The sequence below is a fragment of the Nocardiopsis xinjiangensis YIM 90004 genome (assembly GCF_000341145.1).
GTDB lineage: Bacteria > Actinomycetota > Actinomycetes > Streptosporangiales > Streptosporangiaceae > Nocardiopsis > Nocardiopsis xinjiangensis.
In genome coordinates this window covers 1-15,813 of the sequence record NZ_ANBE01000047.1, presented here as the reverse complement: position 1 = coordinate 15,813, position 15,813 = coordinate 1, and the positions used below count along the sequence as shown (strand labels likewise).

Here is a 15,813-nt window from a genome sequence, read left to right as displayed (position 1 = left end):
CGGGGGGGGGGAGCCACTCGGCGAGTGTGCCCTCGTATCCCTCAGCGACGGTCGGAACCCGGGAGGAGGCGCCCTCCTCGCCAGGGGACCAGAGGCACCGGGGTGTTGTCCGCGCCGGGCCCGCCGTCCTCCCCTTCCCGGAGTTGTCCACAGGCCAGAAATCGCACCTTCCCCTCCGGCCGCCGTCGGCCGAATCTGGAATGGGCCGGACCTCGCCCGGTCCACCCCCTGAACAGGAAGGTTCCCATGGCCGCACACATGTCCCACTCTCGTCGGGGTTCCGGTGACGCCGATCCCGCAGGCGACGTCCGTCGACCGGAGCCGGCGCGGTCCGGACGGGCGGCCCGCGCCCGCCGCTACGTGCCGCTCTCCGGGCAACTGCTCCTGCATGGTCCCGACGATCTCCACGGACCGGCGTCCGGTGGTGCTTCCCATGCCGTCTCGGGAACGGGCCGCGGCGGTGCTCCACTCGGCCCGCCCGGTGCGCTCATGCGGCCGTGGCGGCCGTCCTCTGAGGAGGGTCCCTCCCCCGAGCGGGCGGGTCCTGTCGCTCCCGGACCGGGGAACGGACCGGGGCCCCGGAGCGGTGTCTCGGCGCGGTTCGCGCGTCTGTGCGCCCGAGGCAGGGCACCGCGGCGCGCCGAGCGACGGTGCGAGGGTGCCGGGTTTCGTCCGCCAGGACGCCGCCGGCCGCGCCGTGGGGCGCTCCGTGACGGGGGGATGTCCACGGCCGAGTACGCGCTGGGAACCGTCTCGGCCGTCGCGTTCGCGGGGGTGCTCTACGTCATCCTCACCGGCGGCACCGTCACCGAGGTGCTCACCGACATCGTCGTCGACGCCCTCAGTTCCGGCATGTGATCGGGGTTCGATCACCATGGAGACCGCGATGATCCTGCCGTCACTGTTGCTCCTGCTGGCCCTCTGCCTCGGGGTGGTGGCCGCCGCGTCGGCCCAGCTCGCCTGCGCCGACGCGGCGCGTGTCGGGGCGCGGGCCCTGGCGCGCGGGGAGGGTGAGGACCGGGCACGTGAATTGGCGCTGTCCGCCGCCCCCGAGGACGCCGACATCGACCTGGAGGGCTCCTCCGACATGGCCCGCGTGAGCGTCCGGGCCGAGCTCACTGTCGGTTCCGTGGTCAGTGTCCCGGTGCAGCTACGTGGAACGGCGGCGGTCCCCGTGGAGCCGGGACCGGCGGGGGTGGGCGGGTGAGGGGCCGTGCGAACCGACACCGGATCGGCGACCGTCTGGTGGGTCTGCCTCTGCCTGCTCCTCTGGTCCACCACCCTCGCCGCAGCAGCGGTCGCCGTTTCCCGGCTCGACCGGGATCGCGCCACCGCCGCTGCCGACCTCGCGGCCCTGGCCGCGGCGGCCCGCGCCGTGCACGGGCCGTCCGAGGCCTGTGACGGGGCCCGCGCCACAGCCGGGGCCAACGACGCCTCCCTCGTCTCCTGCGAGCTCAACGGCCACACCGTCGACGTCACGGTCACGGTGCCCTCGACAGTCCTGGACCGCGACGTGAGCGCCCGCGCCCGCGCCGGTCCGGCCCATGAAGCCGATACGTCCGAGGAAGAGTGATGAGCCCCGTCCCCGCCCTGGTGTGCGCCCTGCTGCTCTGTGGGGCGCCACCGCACGCAACCGGCCTCACCGGTGCCCGTACCGCCCCGGATCCGGGGGCCTCTGTCCTCGCCTCCGGGGCGGCCGGGCCTTCTGCCGTGCCCGCCCCGGTCTCCGACGAGGCAGAGCCCGGCCTCGACCGTCCCGTTCCCACCCCGACACCGACGCCCAGGCCTGCCCTGCCCCCGGAGGCCGATGCCGCCTCCACCGCGCAGGCTGATCCCGGGCCCACCAGAGCCCCGTTCTCCGAGCCGCCCCGTGAGAACACCCCCGTGGTCCGTTACACCGCGGCCAGCCCCGAACCCACGACGGCCGCCTCCGGTGTTCTGGGACACGTTTCCACCGGCCTCCTGGCGGTCCTGGCCGTCCTGGTTCTCGGACTGCGCCTGTCAGTGGGCTGGCCCCGCTTTCCCGTTCCCTACCTGGGACGGCGTCGACGACCGTCCGCACGACGGTGCGGTTGACGCACGCCACGCGGTCCCGGACCCACACGACCTGCCTCGAATCGCCGTACCCTCCGTATGTATGGGACACCGACACCCGAGCAAACTCCGTACCACCGAGGTGAGCCACGCGCGCGCCCGCTGGCTGTTGCGCGCGGAACTGGCCGGGTGTCAGGAGTGCCGGTGCGAGGGTGACGGCGAGGCTCTCGACGACCTGGCATCGGGCGGCATGTTCGACTCGCTCATCACGGGGTTCGTGCTCGCCCGTGTTCAGCAATGGAGATCGCCGGGGCGCACGCCCCGTTACCCCGCCAACGTCTACCGCATCGCCCCCATCGACGAACGTGACTTCTGGGGGGTCCCCACCCAGCACTGCATGCGGGTGTGCACGGTCGAGAGCGCCCGCGCCACGAGCGTGGACACCGTGCCCGCACTCCGGGAACTGCGGCTGATGTCCGGGGACGATCGCGCGCTGGTGCTGGACGACATCATCGACGGGCTCAGCGAGGACGAGAGCTGAACGCACCGGGCCGACAGGGCCCTGTCCGGCCGGACGCGGCCACACCGCCGCACTCACCCCAGCGCGGACCACAGCAGCTCGGCCGCCACCGGCACCACGCCGATGAGTACGAACGCCGGCAGGAAGCACAGTCCCAAGGGTGCCACCACCAGCACCGACAGCCGTTCCACACGAGCGACGCCACGTGCACGCCAGGAACGACGCAGGTCCACCACGTGCCGGTCCAACAGGTCGGCGACGGGAGCCCCGGTGTCGGCAGCGCGGGCGAGGTCCTGCCCCACGGCCACGAGGGGCTCGGGCAGGACCGGGCTCTGCCAGGCCGCTCCGGTCGAGGCGCCGAGCCGGAGACGTTCGGCGACCCCCGCCAACTCACGGCCGAGTTCGCCGTGCGCGGCCCGCGCCACCGAGGCCAGGCACGAGGGCAGCGTGGCGCCGGCGCGCATCCCCGAGGCCAACAGCCCCACGACGACGGGGAGGTCGGCGGTCACGGGCAGCCGCCGCCGACGCGTGCGGCGTGAACGCCACCACAGAACACCACAGCCCCCGAGCACCACCACACCCCCGAACACACCCAAGGTCGCCACGGCCACCAGCGCCGCACACACCCCGCCGACCGCGCGGACCACCGGACCGAGCGCATGCGAGCGACGGCGCGTGCCGGTCAGCGCCCGCAGCCGGCGCCGTTCCCCGAGACCCGTCCACAGCCACGCTGCCCCGGCCGCGCACAGAGCCGACCACACCGCGAACACCACCACCCGTTCACCCCCTCACCGCGTGACGACCGCGCTCCGCAGCATCCGCACTGTCCACCACACGCCGAGAACGTCCAACGCGACACCGCCCACCAGGCACGCGAGCCCCAGGGGAGTGGTGAACAGGAACGACAGGGGGGATCCGCCCAGACCCGCGGACATGAGCACCCCCACGAGCGGCAGCCCTCCCAGCACGAACGCCGTGGTCCGGGGGCCGGCGGTCCGCGCGAGCGCATCGGCCCGCTGCTCCTCCTGTTCGGTGAGGTTCTCCGCCAGCCCGTCCACGACCGTGGCCAGCCCCGCGCCGGTCTCCGCGGCCACGTCCCAGCACACCGCGAGATAGGACAGAGCCGCCAGCTCCGGATCGCTCCCGGCAGCGGCGCGCAGGGATCCGGCGTCCGAGACCGCGCCGACCGACGGTCCGGCCTGGGCCACCGCGAGCCGCAGCGCCTCCTGCGGGGGTTGGCCGGCACGCAGCTCCGCGGCGAGCGTGCGGCACAGGGTGATGACCGCGCGCCGGCGTTCCCCGCCCTTCCGCGCTGCCAGAGAACGGCCGCGCCACCGCTCCCACAGGTCGAGCGGACGGAAGACCGGCGTGCCACCTGTGGGCCGGGGCAGCGCCGGGTGGGCGCGGGGGAGCAGCGCGAGTACGATCAGCCCGCTCAGGAACACCACCAGCGCCACCATGGCCCCACCCCGATCCCCGATCGACGACGTTCATGCCGCACCCTCGGCCGGTTCCAGCCGCCACGAGGGCCCCAACCGGGCGTCCAGTTCCCGGGCCTCGGAGCTCTCGCGGCAGGACCCGTCCGGGGCGAAGGCCACGGCGGTCCGTGCCTCGACCAGTCCGGACGCGGTCCGGCACAACACCCCGACCTCCGACAACCGCCGTCCCCGAGCCAGATGCACGATCACCACCCGCGTCGCCGCGAGCTGGCTGTGTGCGGCAGCACGACTGAGCCCGGCCGAACACGCGAGCGCCTCGATCCGCGCGGGTACGTCCCGGGCGCCGTTGGCGTGCAGGGTCCCGGCACCGTGGTGGCCGGTGTTGAGCGCGGACATCAGCGACACCACCTCCGCCCCGCGTGCTTCCCCGACCACCAGCCGGTCCGGACGCATCCGCAGAGCCTGCCGGACCAAGGTGTCCAGGCCGATCTCGCCGGTCCCCTCGATGTTGGCGGGCCGGGTCCGCAGCCGGACCACGTGCGGGTGGTCCGGGCGCAGCTCGGGGGAGTCCTCCGCCAGCACGATCCGTTCTCCCGGGCCGACAAGGGAGAGCAGGCTCGACAGGAGTGTGGTCTTACCGGCCCCCGTGCCGCCGGTCACCAGGAAGGCCGCCCGTGAACGCACCAGGGACCGCAGGAGCCCCGCGCCCCGCTGCGCGAGCGTGCCCCGCGCCACGAGGTCGGCCAACGTGAAGGAACGCTCGGGCGGCAACCGCAACGACAGGCGTGTCCCCGAGGGCGACACCGGAGGGAGGACGGCATGCAGCCTGACCCCGCCCGGAAGGTGCGCGTCGACGTAGGGCACCGCCGCGTCCAACCGCCGCCCCGCCCGCGCCGCGAGCCGTTGGGCGAGCCGTCTGAGCTCCTCCTCCGAACCGAACCGCACGTCCGCGCGGCGCAACCCCTCGTCGTCGACCCACACATCGTCGGGGCCGTTGACGAGGATGTCGCTCACCCCGGGGCGCATAAGCGCCTGCAACGGCCCCGCACCGGCCAGATCGGCCGACAACCGATGCGTCAGGTGCAGCAGCTCGGTGTCGCCGAGGATCCCGCCCTCCGCCCGCAGCGCCGCCGCCACGGTGGACGGTGTGACGGGTGAACCGGCCGTGGCGAGGCGGTTTCGTACGGCGTCGGTGAGGGTTTCCAAGCGGTCACCACCGGCCGGCGTCATGGGACGGGTCGCGGCTGCGGCAGCGCCGCGACCACCCGGTCGGCGAAGCGGGCCAGGGGTGAACGCGGACGCCGGGCGGGCGCCTGCCCCGCGGCGAGCGTGCGCGCCAACCCCGGTTCGGGCGGCAGGTCGGCCCCGAGCGGCATCCTGAGTGTGCCTGCGATGACCTCGGCGCTGAGTTCCCCGGCGGCCCCGCGGACCACGGCCCGCACCACCGGTGCCTCCTCCCGCAGCCGGTCGGCCATCCGGGTGGCGGCCACGACCGAGGGCACGTCCGCCGGGACCACCACGAACAACAGGTCGGCATGGTTGAGCACCGCCCGCGTCGCCGGGTCGAAGGAGCGCGGGAGGTCGGCCACGACCAGGTCGGCGCCGTTACGGGCGGAGGCCAGGGCGGCCCGTACCGCACCGACCGGCAGCGGGCGTTCACCTCCGGCCCCTCGGGTCCACGTCAGGACGGAGACATGGCTGGTCGAGGGCAACCGCGGGGACAGGTCGCGCCACCGCATCCGCCCGCTGCGGTGCAGCAGGTCGCCCCAGCCCGTCGGCTGCTCCGACCCCTCACAACCCAGATACACGTCGGCGCCGCACCCGAGAGGATCGGTGTCGAGGAGGGCGGTGCGCAGCCCGGCCCGCTCCCCCGCCAACGCGAGGGCGACGGTGAGGAGGCTGGCTCCGGCCCCGCCGCGCCCGCCGACGACGGCGAGCGTGGGCGCGGGCGTGGTGTCGGGCTCGGTGGCCTCGGAGAACAAGCCGACGAGCTCGTCCTCGTCACGGGGGAGGAGGAACAACCCGTCGCGCCGTTCGGGTTCTCCCATGCCGCCGCGGCACACGACGGCCAGACGCGGGTGCGGCGGTGGGTCGGCGGTGCGCAGGGCAGGACTGAGGTCGGTCCCGACGACGACCATGGGCGCGTGTTTCCACAGGCGCATCGCACGGTCGGCGGTACGGGCGAGATCCACCTCCACCGACGCGGCCGAGGCCAGGCGCAGGAGGTCATCGAGCAGATGGGGGTCGTCGGTGGCGATCAGGGTACGGGGCCGACTGTCCAACGGTGCCTCCGAAGGGCTGGGGGTCACCCTTCGAGAGTCCTTCATCACGGTCCCCGGCGGAAGAGCCGATCCAGACCTGTGGACAACCCCGGAGACGGACCCGCGGTGCACGCAGCACGCCCGGCCCTCGCAGCGGGTCCGGCCTGGGCAAAGACCGGGAAAAGAAGGTACAGGCCCCCTTCTCCCGGCGGAGGCCCTCACGTACAAAGGAAGTAGATCGGTGGCGAAGTACCACCTCGACACGGAGACCGAGTACCCACGCGCCACTCAGCCGTGAAAAGGCAAGGTGCCCCGGGAACGCCCTCGGAGGCGGATCCGGACCGCACAGAAGACAGGTCGCATGATCACTCGGCTTCGTGCCGGCGACGGCGCCCCTGCGACACGCTCCGGGGCGCCGTTCTCCGTGTCAGGGACCACGGCCGTGCGGGGCAGGGTGTTCCACAGCGGAAGCAAGGGCGGCGGCGGGGCACGGATCAGCCCCGCTTCAGCGCCTCACACGTGGCCAGGGAATCCTGCGCACCGATACGCACCGCATTGCAGCAGTGGATGACCCACTCGGCCACACCCTCCGGTGTCCCGCCCATGTACTGGCGCAGTGCCGGCGCGTACTCCTCACGCAGCGTCTGGTGACCCAGTTCCGAGGGCACCAGTGACTTCGGGTCCAGGCCGCGTTCGACCAGGGTCAACCGTTCCGCCGCACGCGCGACCAGGCCGTCGCCCCACCCGAACGGGCGGACCGCCATGAGCTCGCCGTGCACCAGAGCAGACGTCACCAGCGCCGGCACCGACGTACGCGCACGCAGCAGCGAGTACAACCCCTCCATGCGCGCCAGGGCGGCTTCGGGCGGAGGGGCCTGGCCCGTCTCCAACGGGTCCTCGACACGCTCATCCGCCCTACGGGGGCGCCCGAGCGCCTCGGAGGAGACGGCATCGGCGGCCGCGAGCGTGTGCAGGCGCGCCAGGACCTGCCGGGGCGCCTTCGGCCAGGTGTCCACCAGGGTCCCGAGCTCACCGGAGGTCCGCAGTGCACCTTTGATCCGGGTGTCGTAGACGTGCCCCTCGCGGATCTCGTCCATCGCCACCTCGGCGCCCTCGAGCGCGGCTGAGGCACACGCGCCCCGCAACGAGGACTCCATGGACACGTCCGCGCTGCGGCGGCGCAGGATCCGGTGGCCCAGAAGCCGGTCGACCAGGGTCCGCGTCTCGGCGACCGCGTCGCTCACGCCGGGGAGTGCGGCGATCCGAGCCAGCGGGTCGGACAGGGAGGCAGAAGTCGTTTCGCTCACGGGAGCCACACTACCTACGCGCTGGTAACCCCACTTCGACCAGCCGCGCCCCCGCACCGCACCGCCTCGCCGGACGGGCCTCCGGACCGCTCGTCGCGACACGGCGACCGCTCACCGACCGTTCGTCGCTCCCTGCCCCTGACCCGGCGTCTCGCACACCCCCGCCTGTTCACGCGGCCACTGGCCACATGATTAATTGGGTGTGAACCAGCCGACGTAAGGAGAGTCACAGTGGCCGACAGCACTCCCCAGAGCCAGGAGACACTGTCCAATCTTCTCCACGAGACCCGGAGTTTTCCACCGCCGGCGGACCTCGCGGCGAACGCCAACGTGAAGGCGGACGCCTACGAGCGCGCGGACGCGGACCGGCTCGCCTTCTGGGAGGAACAGGCCGGCAGGCTCCGATGGGAGCGCACCTGGGACACCGTGCTGGACTGGCAGGCGCCCTACGCGAAGTGGTTCGTGGGCGGAAAGCTCAACGCCTCCGTCAACTGCGTGGACCGCCACGTCGACGCCGGAAACGGCGACCGCGCGGCCATCCAGTGGGAGGGCGAGCCCGGCGACAGCCGCACCATCACCTACGCCGAGCTGCGCGACGAGGTCTCCCGCGCCGCCAACGTCCTCACCGACCTCGGTGTGGACAAGGGCGACCGGGTCGCGATCTACATGCCGATGATCCCCGAGACGGTCGTCGCGATGCTGGCCTGCGCCCGCATCGGCGCCGTCCACATGGTCGTCTTCGGCGGGTTCTCCGTCGACGCCCTGGGCCAGCGCCTGGACGACAGCCAGGCCAAGCTCGTCATCACCGCGGACGGCGGTTACCGGCGCGGCAAGCCCAGCTCGCTGAAGCCGGCCGTGGACGAGGCCGTCGCCGGGCGCCCCGCCGTCGAGAACGTGCTCGTCGTCCGTCGCACCGGGCAGGAGGTCGACTGGACCGAGCGCGACGTGTGGTGGCACGAGGCCGTCGGGAACGCCTCCCCCGAGCACACGCCCGAGGCGCACGACGCCGAGGACCCGCTGTTCATCATGTACACGAGCGGGACCACCGCCAAGCCCAAGGGCATCCTGCACACCACGGGCGGCTACCTGACCCAGACCTCCTACACGCACTGGTCCGTCTTCGACCTCAAGCCCGAGACCGACGTCTACTGGTGCGCCGCCGACATCGGCTGGATCACCGGCCACTCCTACATCGTCTACGGCCCGCTCTCCAACGGCGGGACCGTCGTCATGTACGAGGGCACCCCGGACACCCCGCACAAGGGCCGCTTCTGGGAGATCGTGCAGAAGTACGGCGTCACCATCGCCTACATGGCGCCCACGGCCATCCGTACCTTCATGAAGTGGGGCGAGGAGATCCCCGCCGAGTACGACCTCTCCAGCCTGCGCGTGCTCGGCTCGGTCGGTGAACCCATCAACCCCGAGGCCTACGTCTGGTACCGGCAGAACATCGGCGGCGGCAACACCCCCGTTGTCGACACCTGGTGGCAGACCGAGACCGGCGCGATCATGGTCAGCCCCCTCCCGGGCGTGACCTCGGCCAAGCCCGGCGCCGCCATGGGACCGATCCCCGGCATCGCCGCCGACGTCGTGGACGACGAGGGCAACTCCGTGCCCGACGGTGAGGGCGGATTCATCGTGATCAGCGAACCCTGGCCGTCCATGCTCCGCGGTATCTGGGGCGACGACCAGCGGTACAAGGACACCTACTGGTCCCGGTTCCCCGGCCTCTACTTCCCCGGCGACGGCGCCAAGAAGGACGAGGACGGCGACATGTGGCTCCTCGGCCGCGTCGACGACGTCATGCTCGTGTCCGGCCACAACCTCTCCACCACGGAGGTCGAGTCGGCTCTGGTCTCCCACCCCGAGGTCGCGGAGGCCGCGGTCGTGGGCGCCGCCGACAAGGTCACCGGCCAAGCCATCGTCGGTTTCGTGATCCTGCGCGGCGGTGAGGAGAGCGTGCCCGACGAGCTCCTCCAGGAACTGCGCAACCACGTCGGTACTTCCCTGGGCCCCATCGCCAAGCCCGCGCAACTCCTGGCGGTGCCCGAGCTGCCCAAGACCCGCTCCGGAAAGATCATGCGGCGCCTGCTGCGCGACATCGCCGAGAAGCGGGACATCGGTGACACCTCCACGCTCACCGACGCATCGATCATGGACGTGATCGCCAAGCAGCTTCCGAAGTAGGACGCCCGAGCAGTACCGTCATCGCGTCCAGGAACGTCGTCCCGCCACCTTCCGAAAGGGCGGGGCGACGTTCCCGCTCACTGGTGTGACGAAACCGAAGCCCCGGGTTTTGCGTGCCGGGAGGGGTACTGATGGACGGGCATGTGCGAAGATGCGGAGGATCATCCGCGTGTTCGGACGAGAGAAGGGAACCCCCACGATGGTGGACAAGCCGGGTGCCGGCGAACCTGGCGCCTCCAGTGATGCCGACCGTTCCGTCAGCGATCTGCTCAGCGACGCCACCGGCAACCTGTCCCGGCTGGTGCGCCTGGAACTCAGGCTCGCCAAGCTCGAGGCCAAGCACGACGCGGTCCGCATCGGCAAGGGCATCGCGGAGTTCCTGGCCGCCGCAGTGATCCTCCACATCTTCGTGATCCTGGTGTCGGTCACGGCCGGGTTCGGCCTGCACGAGATCTTCGGGCTGCCGGCCTGGTCCGCCATGGGCATCGTCACGCTCTTCTACCTGCTGGTCGCCCTGGTCTTCGTGCTCATCGCGGTGATCAACTTCCGCCGCAGGCAGGGGCTGGCGCGCACGGCCCTCACGTCCTCGCGCCTCATGGCGATCATCCGCGGTGAGGTCCGTCCCCCCAAGGAGGGCGACGGAGCGGTGGCCGCCACCGAGGCGACCGGTGAGGCCCCGGCGCCTTCCGGCCGCTGATCGCACCGCACCGTGCTGGACGACTCGGCCGCCTACGTGGACGGCCCCTGGACTCACCGCACCATCGGCGCCGCGGGGGCACGCTTCCATGTCGCCGAGGCGGGTGAGGGACCGCTCGTCCTGTTCCTGCACGGCTTCCCCCAGTTCTGGTGGGCATGGCGGTCGCAGATCACCGCCCTGTCCGCCGCCGGATACCGCGCCGTCGCGGTCGACATGCGCGGCTACGGCGCCAGCGACAAGACCCCCCGCGGTTACGACCTGCCCACTCTCGCCGAGGACACCGCAGGCATGGTCCGTGCCCTCGGCGCCGTCGATGCGGCTGTCGTCGGCCACGGCGTCGGCGGCCTCGTGGGATGGACGATGACCGCGCACCACCCGAAGACGGTGCGTTCACTCGCGGCCGTCTCCTCCCCGCACCCGCTGCGCGCGGCCCGCGCAGCCACCCGCGGGGGACCCGGAACACGGCACTTCCTCGCCGCCCAGCTGCCGATCCTGCCCGAGCACCGGCTGCTCGCCGACGGGTGCGAGCGGGTGGGCGAACTGCTCGACGCGTGGTCCGGCCCGGGCTGGCCCGGCACCGAGGTCGAGGAGCGGTACCGGCTCGCCTTCTCCATTCCGAAGGTCTCCCACTGTTCCCTGGAGTACCACCGTTGGCTCTTCCGTTCCCGCTGGCGCCCGGACGGGCTCCGTTACCGGTCCGGGCTGCGCCGCCAGGTCCGGGTACCCGTGCTGCAGATCCACGGTGATCGCGATCCCGTGTGCCGGCCGGGTGTCGCCCGCTCCTCCCGGCGTCTGGTCTCCGGTGCCTTCCGCTGGCACCCTGTGGCCGGTGCCGGACACTTCCCCCACGAGGAGCGGCCCGAAGAGGTGTCGCGGGCTCTCGTAGAGTGGCTGGGCGAGACCGAGTGAGCCCGAACGGGCGGCTCCGAACGGCAGTGAAGGGATGGCACCGTTGACCGTCAACGGCGACAGGGACCGCAACGTCAGCGGTCGGGCGGAGAACCAGCGTCCCAGGGACCGCTACGGGCGTCCCATGCCCCACGGCAGTGCCGGCGAGGTGGAACGTATCCCCGACGACGCCGACTTCACCCCCGCGGAAGGGCTCGAGAAGGCCCAGGGCCTGCTCGACGGAGGATACGCCTTCACCGCACATGAGGTCCTGGAGGCGGTCTGGAAGTCCGTCGCCGAGTCCGAGCGTGAGCTCTGGCGCGGGTTGGCGCAGACCGCCGTGGGTGTCACGCACGCCCAGCGCGGCAACATGGTCGGCGCCGCACGGCTGCTCCGCCGCGGGGCCGACCGGGTGGAGCCGTTCGCACCCGCACCCCACGGTGTGGACACCGCCGGGGTGGCGGCCTTTGCCCGGGCTTTGGCGGAGGAGCTCGACTCCGGGCGCGCGGAGCCGGGCGAGGGCATCGACACGTCACGGATGCGCCTGCGCCGCTGAGGCCCTGAATAACGGGCACCAGTGGATGCCCTTTTCGGCGGGCCCGTAAGGGAGAAGAAAGATCGGGATCGGGTTCCCTGTTGTGGCTGTGGGTGCTAGTGATGCCTATACCCTTTTCCTCCCGCGATGCGTATTGAGTTCCCCTATGGAAGTTTTGTTACCAAAAACGAATTACAGCATTATGATCGACCTTTCGAGGTAAATATTACCTCGAGTTCGATTTTTCTGGGCCCAGGGGTCACCGGGAGATCACATCTTTGAGTTCTCTTGGCTAAACCGCGAACCCACTCTCACCTTTTTTCGGGGTGCTGCGTACAATCCCCGGATCACCGCCCGTGACGCATGGTGCGGGCGGTGCGCACCCCAACCGAAGGTGGCACCGATCCGACCCCGCAAGACGTGCCGTCGGGCCAGTCCAGGCCCCTTCCTGGCGACGGCACTGCCGTGCCCGCGCACGGTGAACGGCGCCCGACGGGCCGACCGTTTCCCCGCGCGTTATGGCGCGGCCGGGTCCGGAAAGGTCGTGCCCGTCTCAAGGAGGACGGATTGTCTGGGCTCAACTTCGCCGCGGAGAGCGGCACGGCCCTACCACTGAACGGCATGGACCTCACCCTCGTCATCGTCGTCATGGCGGTGGCGCTCCTGGCGCTCGCCGTGGCCGGGATGCTCGTCCGTGAGGTCCTCGCCGCAGGGCAGGGCACAGAGCGAATGCGCAATATCGCGGTCGCGGTACAGGAAGGGGCCGCGGCTTATCTGAAACGACAATTCCGCACACTCGTGGTCTTCATCGTCGTCATCCCCCTCCTCCTACTGCTGCTCCCGGCCGACTCCACGGAGATCATGATCGGCCGCTCCGTGTTCTTCGCGCTCGGTGCGGTCCTGTCGGCCGCGACCGGCTTCATCGGGATGTGGCTGGCCGTCCGCGGAAACGTGCGCGTGGCCGCAGCGGCCCGCGGCGGGGACGACGAAGCGAACCGCAGCGCGATGCGCATCGCCTTCCGTACCGGCGGCGTCGCCGGCATGATCACCGTCGGCCTCGGCCTGTTCGGTGCCGCCGTCGTCGTCCTCATGTACGCCGGCGACGCACCCATCGTCCTGGAGGGCTTCGGCTTCGGTGCCGCGCTCCTCGCGATGTTCATGCGCGTGGGAGGCGGCATCTTCACCAAGGCCGCCGACGTCGGTGCCGACCTCGTCGGCAAGGTCGAGCAGGGCATCCCCGAGGACGACCCCCGCAACGCCGCGACGATCGCCGACAACGTCGGGGACAACGTGGGTGACTGCGCGGGCATGGCCGCCGACCTCTTCGAGTCCTACGCCGTGGTGCTCGTGGCCTCCCTCATCCTGGGCCGCGTCGCCTTCGGCGTGGAGGGCCTCGTCTTCCCGCTCCTGGTGCCCATGATCGGCGTCATCACCGCCGTCATCGGTATCTTCCTCGTCGCGCCCAGGGCCAAGGACCGTACCGCCATGTCGGCGATCAACCGCGGGTTCTTCGCCTCCGCGGGCATCTCCGCGGTCCTGGTCGTCGCCACTGCGTTCTGGTACCTGCCTTCCAGCTTCGACCAGCTCACCGGCGTCAGCGACAGTGTGCTCGAGGACCTGGCCGGCGCCGGGCCCGACCCCCGGATCGTGGCCATCGGTGCGGTCCTCATCGGGCTCGTGCTCGCTGCCGCCATCCAGTTGCTCACCGGCTACTTCACCGAGACCGACCGCCGTCCCGTCCAGGACATCGGCGAGAGCTCCGAGACCGGTGCGGCCACCGTCGTCCTCTCCGGTATCTCTGTGGGACTGGAGTCCGCGGTCTACTCGGCGCTGCTCATCGCCGGTGCGGTCTACGCGGCTTTCCTCCTCGGCGGGGGCTCCATCACCGTGAGCCTCTTCGCGGTGGCGCTCGCCGGAACCGGTCTGCTCACCACGGTCGGCATCATCGTCGCGATGGACACCTTCGGCCCGGTCGCCGACAATGCCCAGGGCATCGCCGAGATGTCCGGTGACGTCGAGGGCAAGGGCGCCGACGTCCTGACCGGTCTCGACGCCGTCGGCAACACCACGAAGGCCATCACCAAGGGCATCGCGATCGCGACCGCTGTCCTGGCGGCCACAGCGCTGTTCGGGGCCTTCCGGACCTCCGTGCAGGACCGGCTCGGGGAGGGCGAGGCCTTCTCCCTGTCCCTGGACAGTCCGGACGTGCTCGTCGGGGTCATCATCGGATCCGCCGTCGTCTTCTTCTTCTCCGGGCTGGCGATCATGGCGGTCGGCCGTGCAGCGAGCCGAGTGGTGCTGGAGGTGCGCGAGCAGTTCCGCGCCCGGCCGGGGATCATGGACGGCACCGAGAAACCCGAGTACGCGCGGGTGGTCGACATCTGCACGAAGGACTCGCTGCGGGAACTGGTCACCCCGGGCCTGCTCGCGGTCCTCGCCCCGATCGCGGTCGGGTTCGCGCTCGGCTACGCCCCGCTCGGCGCCTTCCTGGGCGGCGCCATCGCCGCCGGTGTGCTCATGGCCGTCTTCCTGGCCAACTCCGGCGGTGCATGGGACAACGCCAAGAAGCTCGTGGAGGACGGTTTCCACGGCGGCAAGGGCTCGGAGGCCCACGAGGCCACGGTCATCGGCGACACCGTGGGCGATCCCTTCAAGGACACCGCGGGTCCCGCGATCAACCCGCTGCTCAAGGTCATGAACCTGGTGGCGCTCATCATCGCGCCCAGCGTCGTCATCTACGCGGACAACATCGTGCTGCGTGTGGTCGTGACGCTGCTCGCGGTCGGTGTGCTCGTCGGCGCGGTCCTCTGGTCGAAGAACCGGGGCGGGGGCAGCGAGACCGAACCGGCCCCGAACGAACCGGGCGCCACACCGATGGACTCGCCGCAGGAGGGCTCGCCGCAGGAGGGCCCCGGGAACGACGTCCCCGACTCGCGAGCCGGGGACGGTGAGCGCCAGGGGGCCGCCTCCGGGGACAGCAAGGACTGACGAACCGGACCGGCTCACGGCCGGCCGGGGCCGACACGGCCGCTCGGGCACCGCCCCGGGCGGCCGTTCTCCTGCGGAGGGCCGGGGCGGACCGGTCGAGGGGGAGTTCTAACCTGTGTGCGGTGCCGGTACGGGGTGAGCCCCGCGGGCGCGAAGCGATCCGAGCTGAGGAGTGGTTCCCGTGCAGGGGATGAAGGGCCTGGTCACGATCCTGGGGATCATGGTGGGCTTCATCGGTGTGATGGCCGTCGTCGCCACGGTGGTGTCCCCATGAACCGCACACTGCTGTTGATGAGGCACGCGGAGGCCGAGTCCGGGTTCGGTGTCGACGACGCCGACCGCTCCCTGACCGACCGTGGACGTTCCCAGGCGGAGAACGTGGGCCGGTTGCTCGCCGCACAGGGATACGCGCCCGACCACGTCCTCTGCTCCTCTGCCCGCCGTACACGGCAGACGCTCGAAGGGGTACTCGGTGCCCTCGGGCCGGGCACGGCCCCGGAGACCGACTTCAGCGAGGCCGTCTACTCGGCGGGGGTGGACACGTTGCTGGAGCTCATCACCTATGTGCCCGCGGAAGCCGGCACCGTGCTCGTGGTTGCACACAACCCGACGGTGGCGCAGCTGGCCGCGGACTTCCTGGAGAAGCCGGGCCCGGCCGGTTCCCCGCCGGCCACGGTCACGGCCGTGGCACTGGAAGTGGAGTGGTTGTACGCCGCTCCGGGGACCGGTGCAGCGATCGCTCTGAACTGATGCCGCGAAAATGATGTGCTCCAGGTCACGTTTGGTTCCGGTTGCTGAGATGGTCGGCCGGGGGTAGTGTTCCCCGGGTCGCCTTCAAACGGCTCAAGGCCGAGCGAGGGGACATCGAGGTTCTACCGAGCGAAACGAACGCGGACTCCCGTGGGCGTGCCGGTTCATCCCTTTCTTCTGGTTTCACCGTCCTGAGCACTGCTCGGG

Annotated in this window: 16 protein-coding genes; 11 read left to right on the top strand and 5 right to left on the bottom strand. The window is 71.4% G+C overall.

What is annotated here, in order from left to right; genetic code table 11:
- Nucleotides 1-720: 720 nt before the first annotated feature.
- From D473_RS26970 to D473_RS0120575, 5 genes are all read left to right on the top strand, one after another.
- Nucleotides 721-858 carry a DUF4244 domain-containing protein gene (locus D473_RS26970; protein ID WP_017578437.1) on the top strand — a complete coding sequence of 46 codons (138 nt, stop codon included), beginning with the start codon at nucleotides 721-723 and terminating at the stop codon, nucleotides 856-858.
- Between the two features lie 16 nt (nucleotides 859-874).
- Entirely contained in the window at nucleotides 875-1,207 is a 333-nt protein-coding gene (locus D473_RS0120590) for a TadE family type IV pilus minor pilin (protein WP_017610936.1), read from the top strand.
- Nucleotides 1,208-1,213: 6 nt separating this feature from the next.
- Nucleotides 1,214-1,573, top strand: a complete 360-nt coding sequence (locus D473_RS0120585) for an Rv3654c family TadE-like protein (RefSeq protein WP_017610935.1) — start codon at nucleotides 1,214-1,216, stop codon at nucleotides 1,571-1,573.
- Nucleotides 1,573-2,076, top strand: coding sequence for a hypothetical protein (locus D473_RS28230; RefSeq protein ID WP_241474841.1), 504 nt, complete (start codon nucleotides 1,573-1,575; stop codon nucleotides 2,074-2,076). Before D473_RS0120585 ends, D473_RS28230 begins: the two co-directional genes overlap by 1 nt.
- Before the next feature lie 61 nt (nucleotides 2,077-2,137).
- Complete coding sequence (locus tag D473_RS0120575) at nucleotides 2,138-2,575, top strand: hypothetical protein (protein ID WP_017610934.1); 438 nt, start codon at nucleotides 2,138-2,140, stop codon at nucleotides 2,573-2,575.
- A 53-nt stretch (nucleotides 2,576-2,628) separates the two neighbouring features.
- Here D473_RS0120575 and D473_RS0120570 read toward each other — a convergent pair whose 3' ends face one another.
- From D473_RS0120570 to D473_RS0120550, 5 genes are all read right to left on the bottom strand, one after another.
- Nucleotides 2,629-3,327, bottom strand: a complete 699-nt coding sequence (locus D473_RS0120570; protein WP_026127150.1) for a type II secretion system F family protein — start codon at nucleotides 3,325-3,327, stop codon at nucleotides 2,629-2,631.
- Nucleotides 3,328-3,342: 15 nt separating this feature from the next.
- Complete coding sequence (locus tag D473_RS0120565; RefSeq protein ID WP_017610932.1) at nucleotides 3,343-4,014, bottom strand: type II secretion system F family protein; 672 nt, start codon at nucleotides 4,012-4,014, stop codon at nucleotides 3,343-3,345.
- A gap of 30 nt (nucleotides 4,015-4,044) precedes the next feature.
- Nucleotides 4,045-5,223, bottom strand: coding sequence for a TadA family conjugal transfer-associated ATPase (locus tag D473_RS0120560; RefSeq protein ID WP_017610931.1), 1,179 nt, complete (start codon nucleotides 5,221-5,223; stop codon nucleotides 4,045-4,047).
- Complete coding sequence (gene ssd / locus D473_RS0120555; RefSeq protein ID WP_017610930.1) at nucleotides 5,220-6,275, bottom strand: septum site-determining protein Ssd; 1,056 nt, start codon at nucleotides 6,273-6,275, stop codon at nucleotides 5,220-5,222. Before ssd ends, D473_RS0120560 begins: the two co-directional genes overlap by 4 nt.
- 473 nt (nucleotides 6,276-6,748) lie before the next feature.
- Nucleotides 6,749-7,561: a Fic family protein gene (locus D473_RS0120550; RefSeq protein ID WP_017610929.1), complete on the bottom strand. Its 813-nt coding sequence runs from the start codon at nucleotides 7,559-7,561 to the stop codon at nucleotides 6,749-6,751.
- 231 nt (nucleotides 7,562-7,792) lie between these two features.
- Here D473_RS0120550 and acs point away from each other — a divergent pair, with 231 nt between their 5' ends.
- From acs to D473_RS0120515, 6 genes are all read left to right on the top strand, one after another.
- On the top strand, nucleotides 7,793-9,748 hold the full coding sequence (gene acs / locus D473_RS0120545; protein WP_017610928.1) for an acetate--CoA ligase: 1,956 nt from the start codon (nucleotides 7,793-7,795) through the stop codon (nucleotides 9,746-9,748).
- Nucleotides 9,749-9,947: 199 nt separating this feature from the next.
- Complete coding sequence (locus D473_RS0120540) at nucleotides 9,948-10,445, top strand: phage holin family protein (protein ID WP_026127149.1); 498 nt, start codon at nucleotides 9,948-9,950, stop codon at nucleotides 10,443-10,445.
- A gap of 12 nt (nucleotides 10,446-10,457) precedes the next feature.
- Entirely contained in the window at nucleotides 10,458-11,354 is an 897-nt protein-coding gene (locus D473_RS0120535) for an alpha/beta fold hydrolase (RefSeq protein ID WP_017610926.1), read from the top strand.
- 34 nt (nucleotides 11,355-11,388) lie between these two features.
- Entirely contained in the window at nucleotides 11,389-11,889 is a 501-nt protein-coding gene (locus tag D473_RS0120530; protein ID WP_017610925.1) for a DUF309 domain-containing protein, read from the top strand.
- Between the two features lie 546 nt (nucleotides 11,890-12,435).
- Nucleotides 12,436-14,856, top strand: a complete 2,421-nt coding sequence (locus D473_RS0120525) for a sodium-translocating pyrophosphatase (RefSeq protein WP_026127148.1) — start codon at nucleotides 12,436-12,438, stop codon at nucleotides 14,854-14,856.
- A gap of 270 nt (nucleotides 14,857-15,126) precedes the next feature.
- On the top strand, nucleotides 15,127-15,606 hold the full coding sequence (locus D473_RS0120515; protein ID WP_017610923.1) for a SixA phosphatase family protein: 480 nt from the start codon (nucleotides 15,127-15,129) through the stop codon (nucleotides 15,604-15,606).
- The last annotated feature ends 207 nt before the right edge of the window (nucleotides 15,607-15,813 follow it).

What these genes read in the sequence shown, in the direction of transcription:
- D473_RS26970 (WP_017578437.1), top strand. Translation starts at nt 721, where the DNA reads ATGTCCACGGCCGAGTACGCGCTGGGAACCGTCTCGGCCGTCGCGTTC.
- D473_RS28230 (WP_241474841.1), top strand. Translation starts at nt 1,573, where the DNA reads ATGAGCCCCGTCCCCGCCCTGGTGTGCGCCCTGCTGCTCTGTGGGGCG.
- D473_RS0120515 (WP_017610923.1), top strand. Translation starts at nt 15,127, where the DNA reads ATGAACCGCACACTGCTGTTGATGAGGCACGCGGAGGCCGAGTCCGGG.
- D473_RS0120565 (WP_017610932.1), bottom strand. Translation starts at nt 4,014, where the DNA reads ATGGTGGCGCTGGTGGTGTTCCTGAGCGGGCTGATCGTACTCGCGCTG.
- D473_RS0120540 (WP_026127149.1), top strand. Translation starts at nt 9,948, where the DNA reads ATGGTGGACAAGCCGGGTGCCGGCGAACCTGGCGCCTCCAGTGATGCC.
- D473_RS0120560 (WP_017610931.1), bottom strand. Translation starts at nt 5,223, where the DNA reads ATGACGCCGGCCGGTGGTGACCGCTTGGAAACCCTCACCGACGCCGTA.
- D473_RS0120590 (WP_017610936.1), top strand. Translation starts at nt 875, where the DNA reads ATGGAGACCGCGATGATCCTGCCGTCACTGTTGCTCCTGCTGGCCCTC.
- D473_RS0120530 (WP_017610925.1), top strand. Translation starts at nt 11,389, where the DNA reads ATGGCACCGTTGACCGTCAACGGCGACAGGGACCGCAACGTCAGCGGT.
- D473_RS0120575 (WP_017610934.1), top strand. Translation starts at nt 2,138, where the DNA reads ATGGGACACCGACACCCGAGCAAACTCCGTACCACCGAGGTGAGCCAC.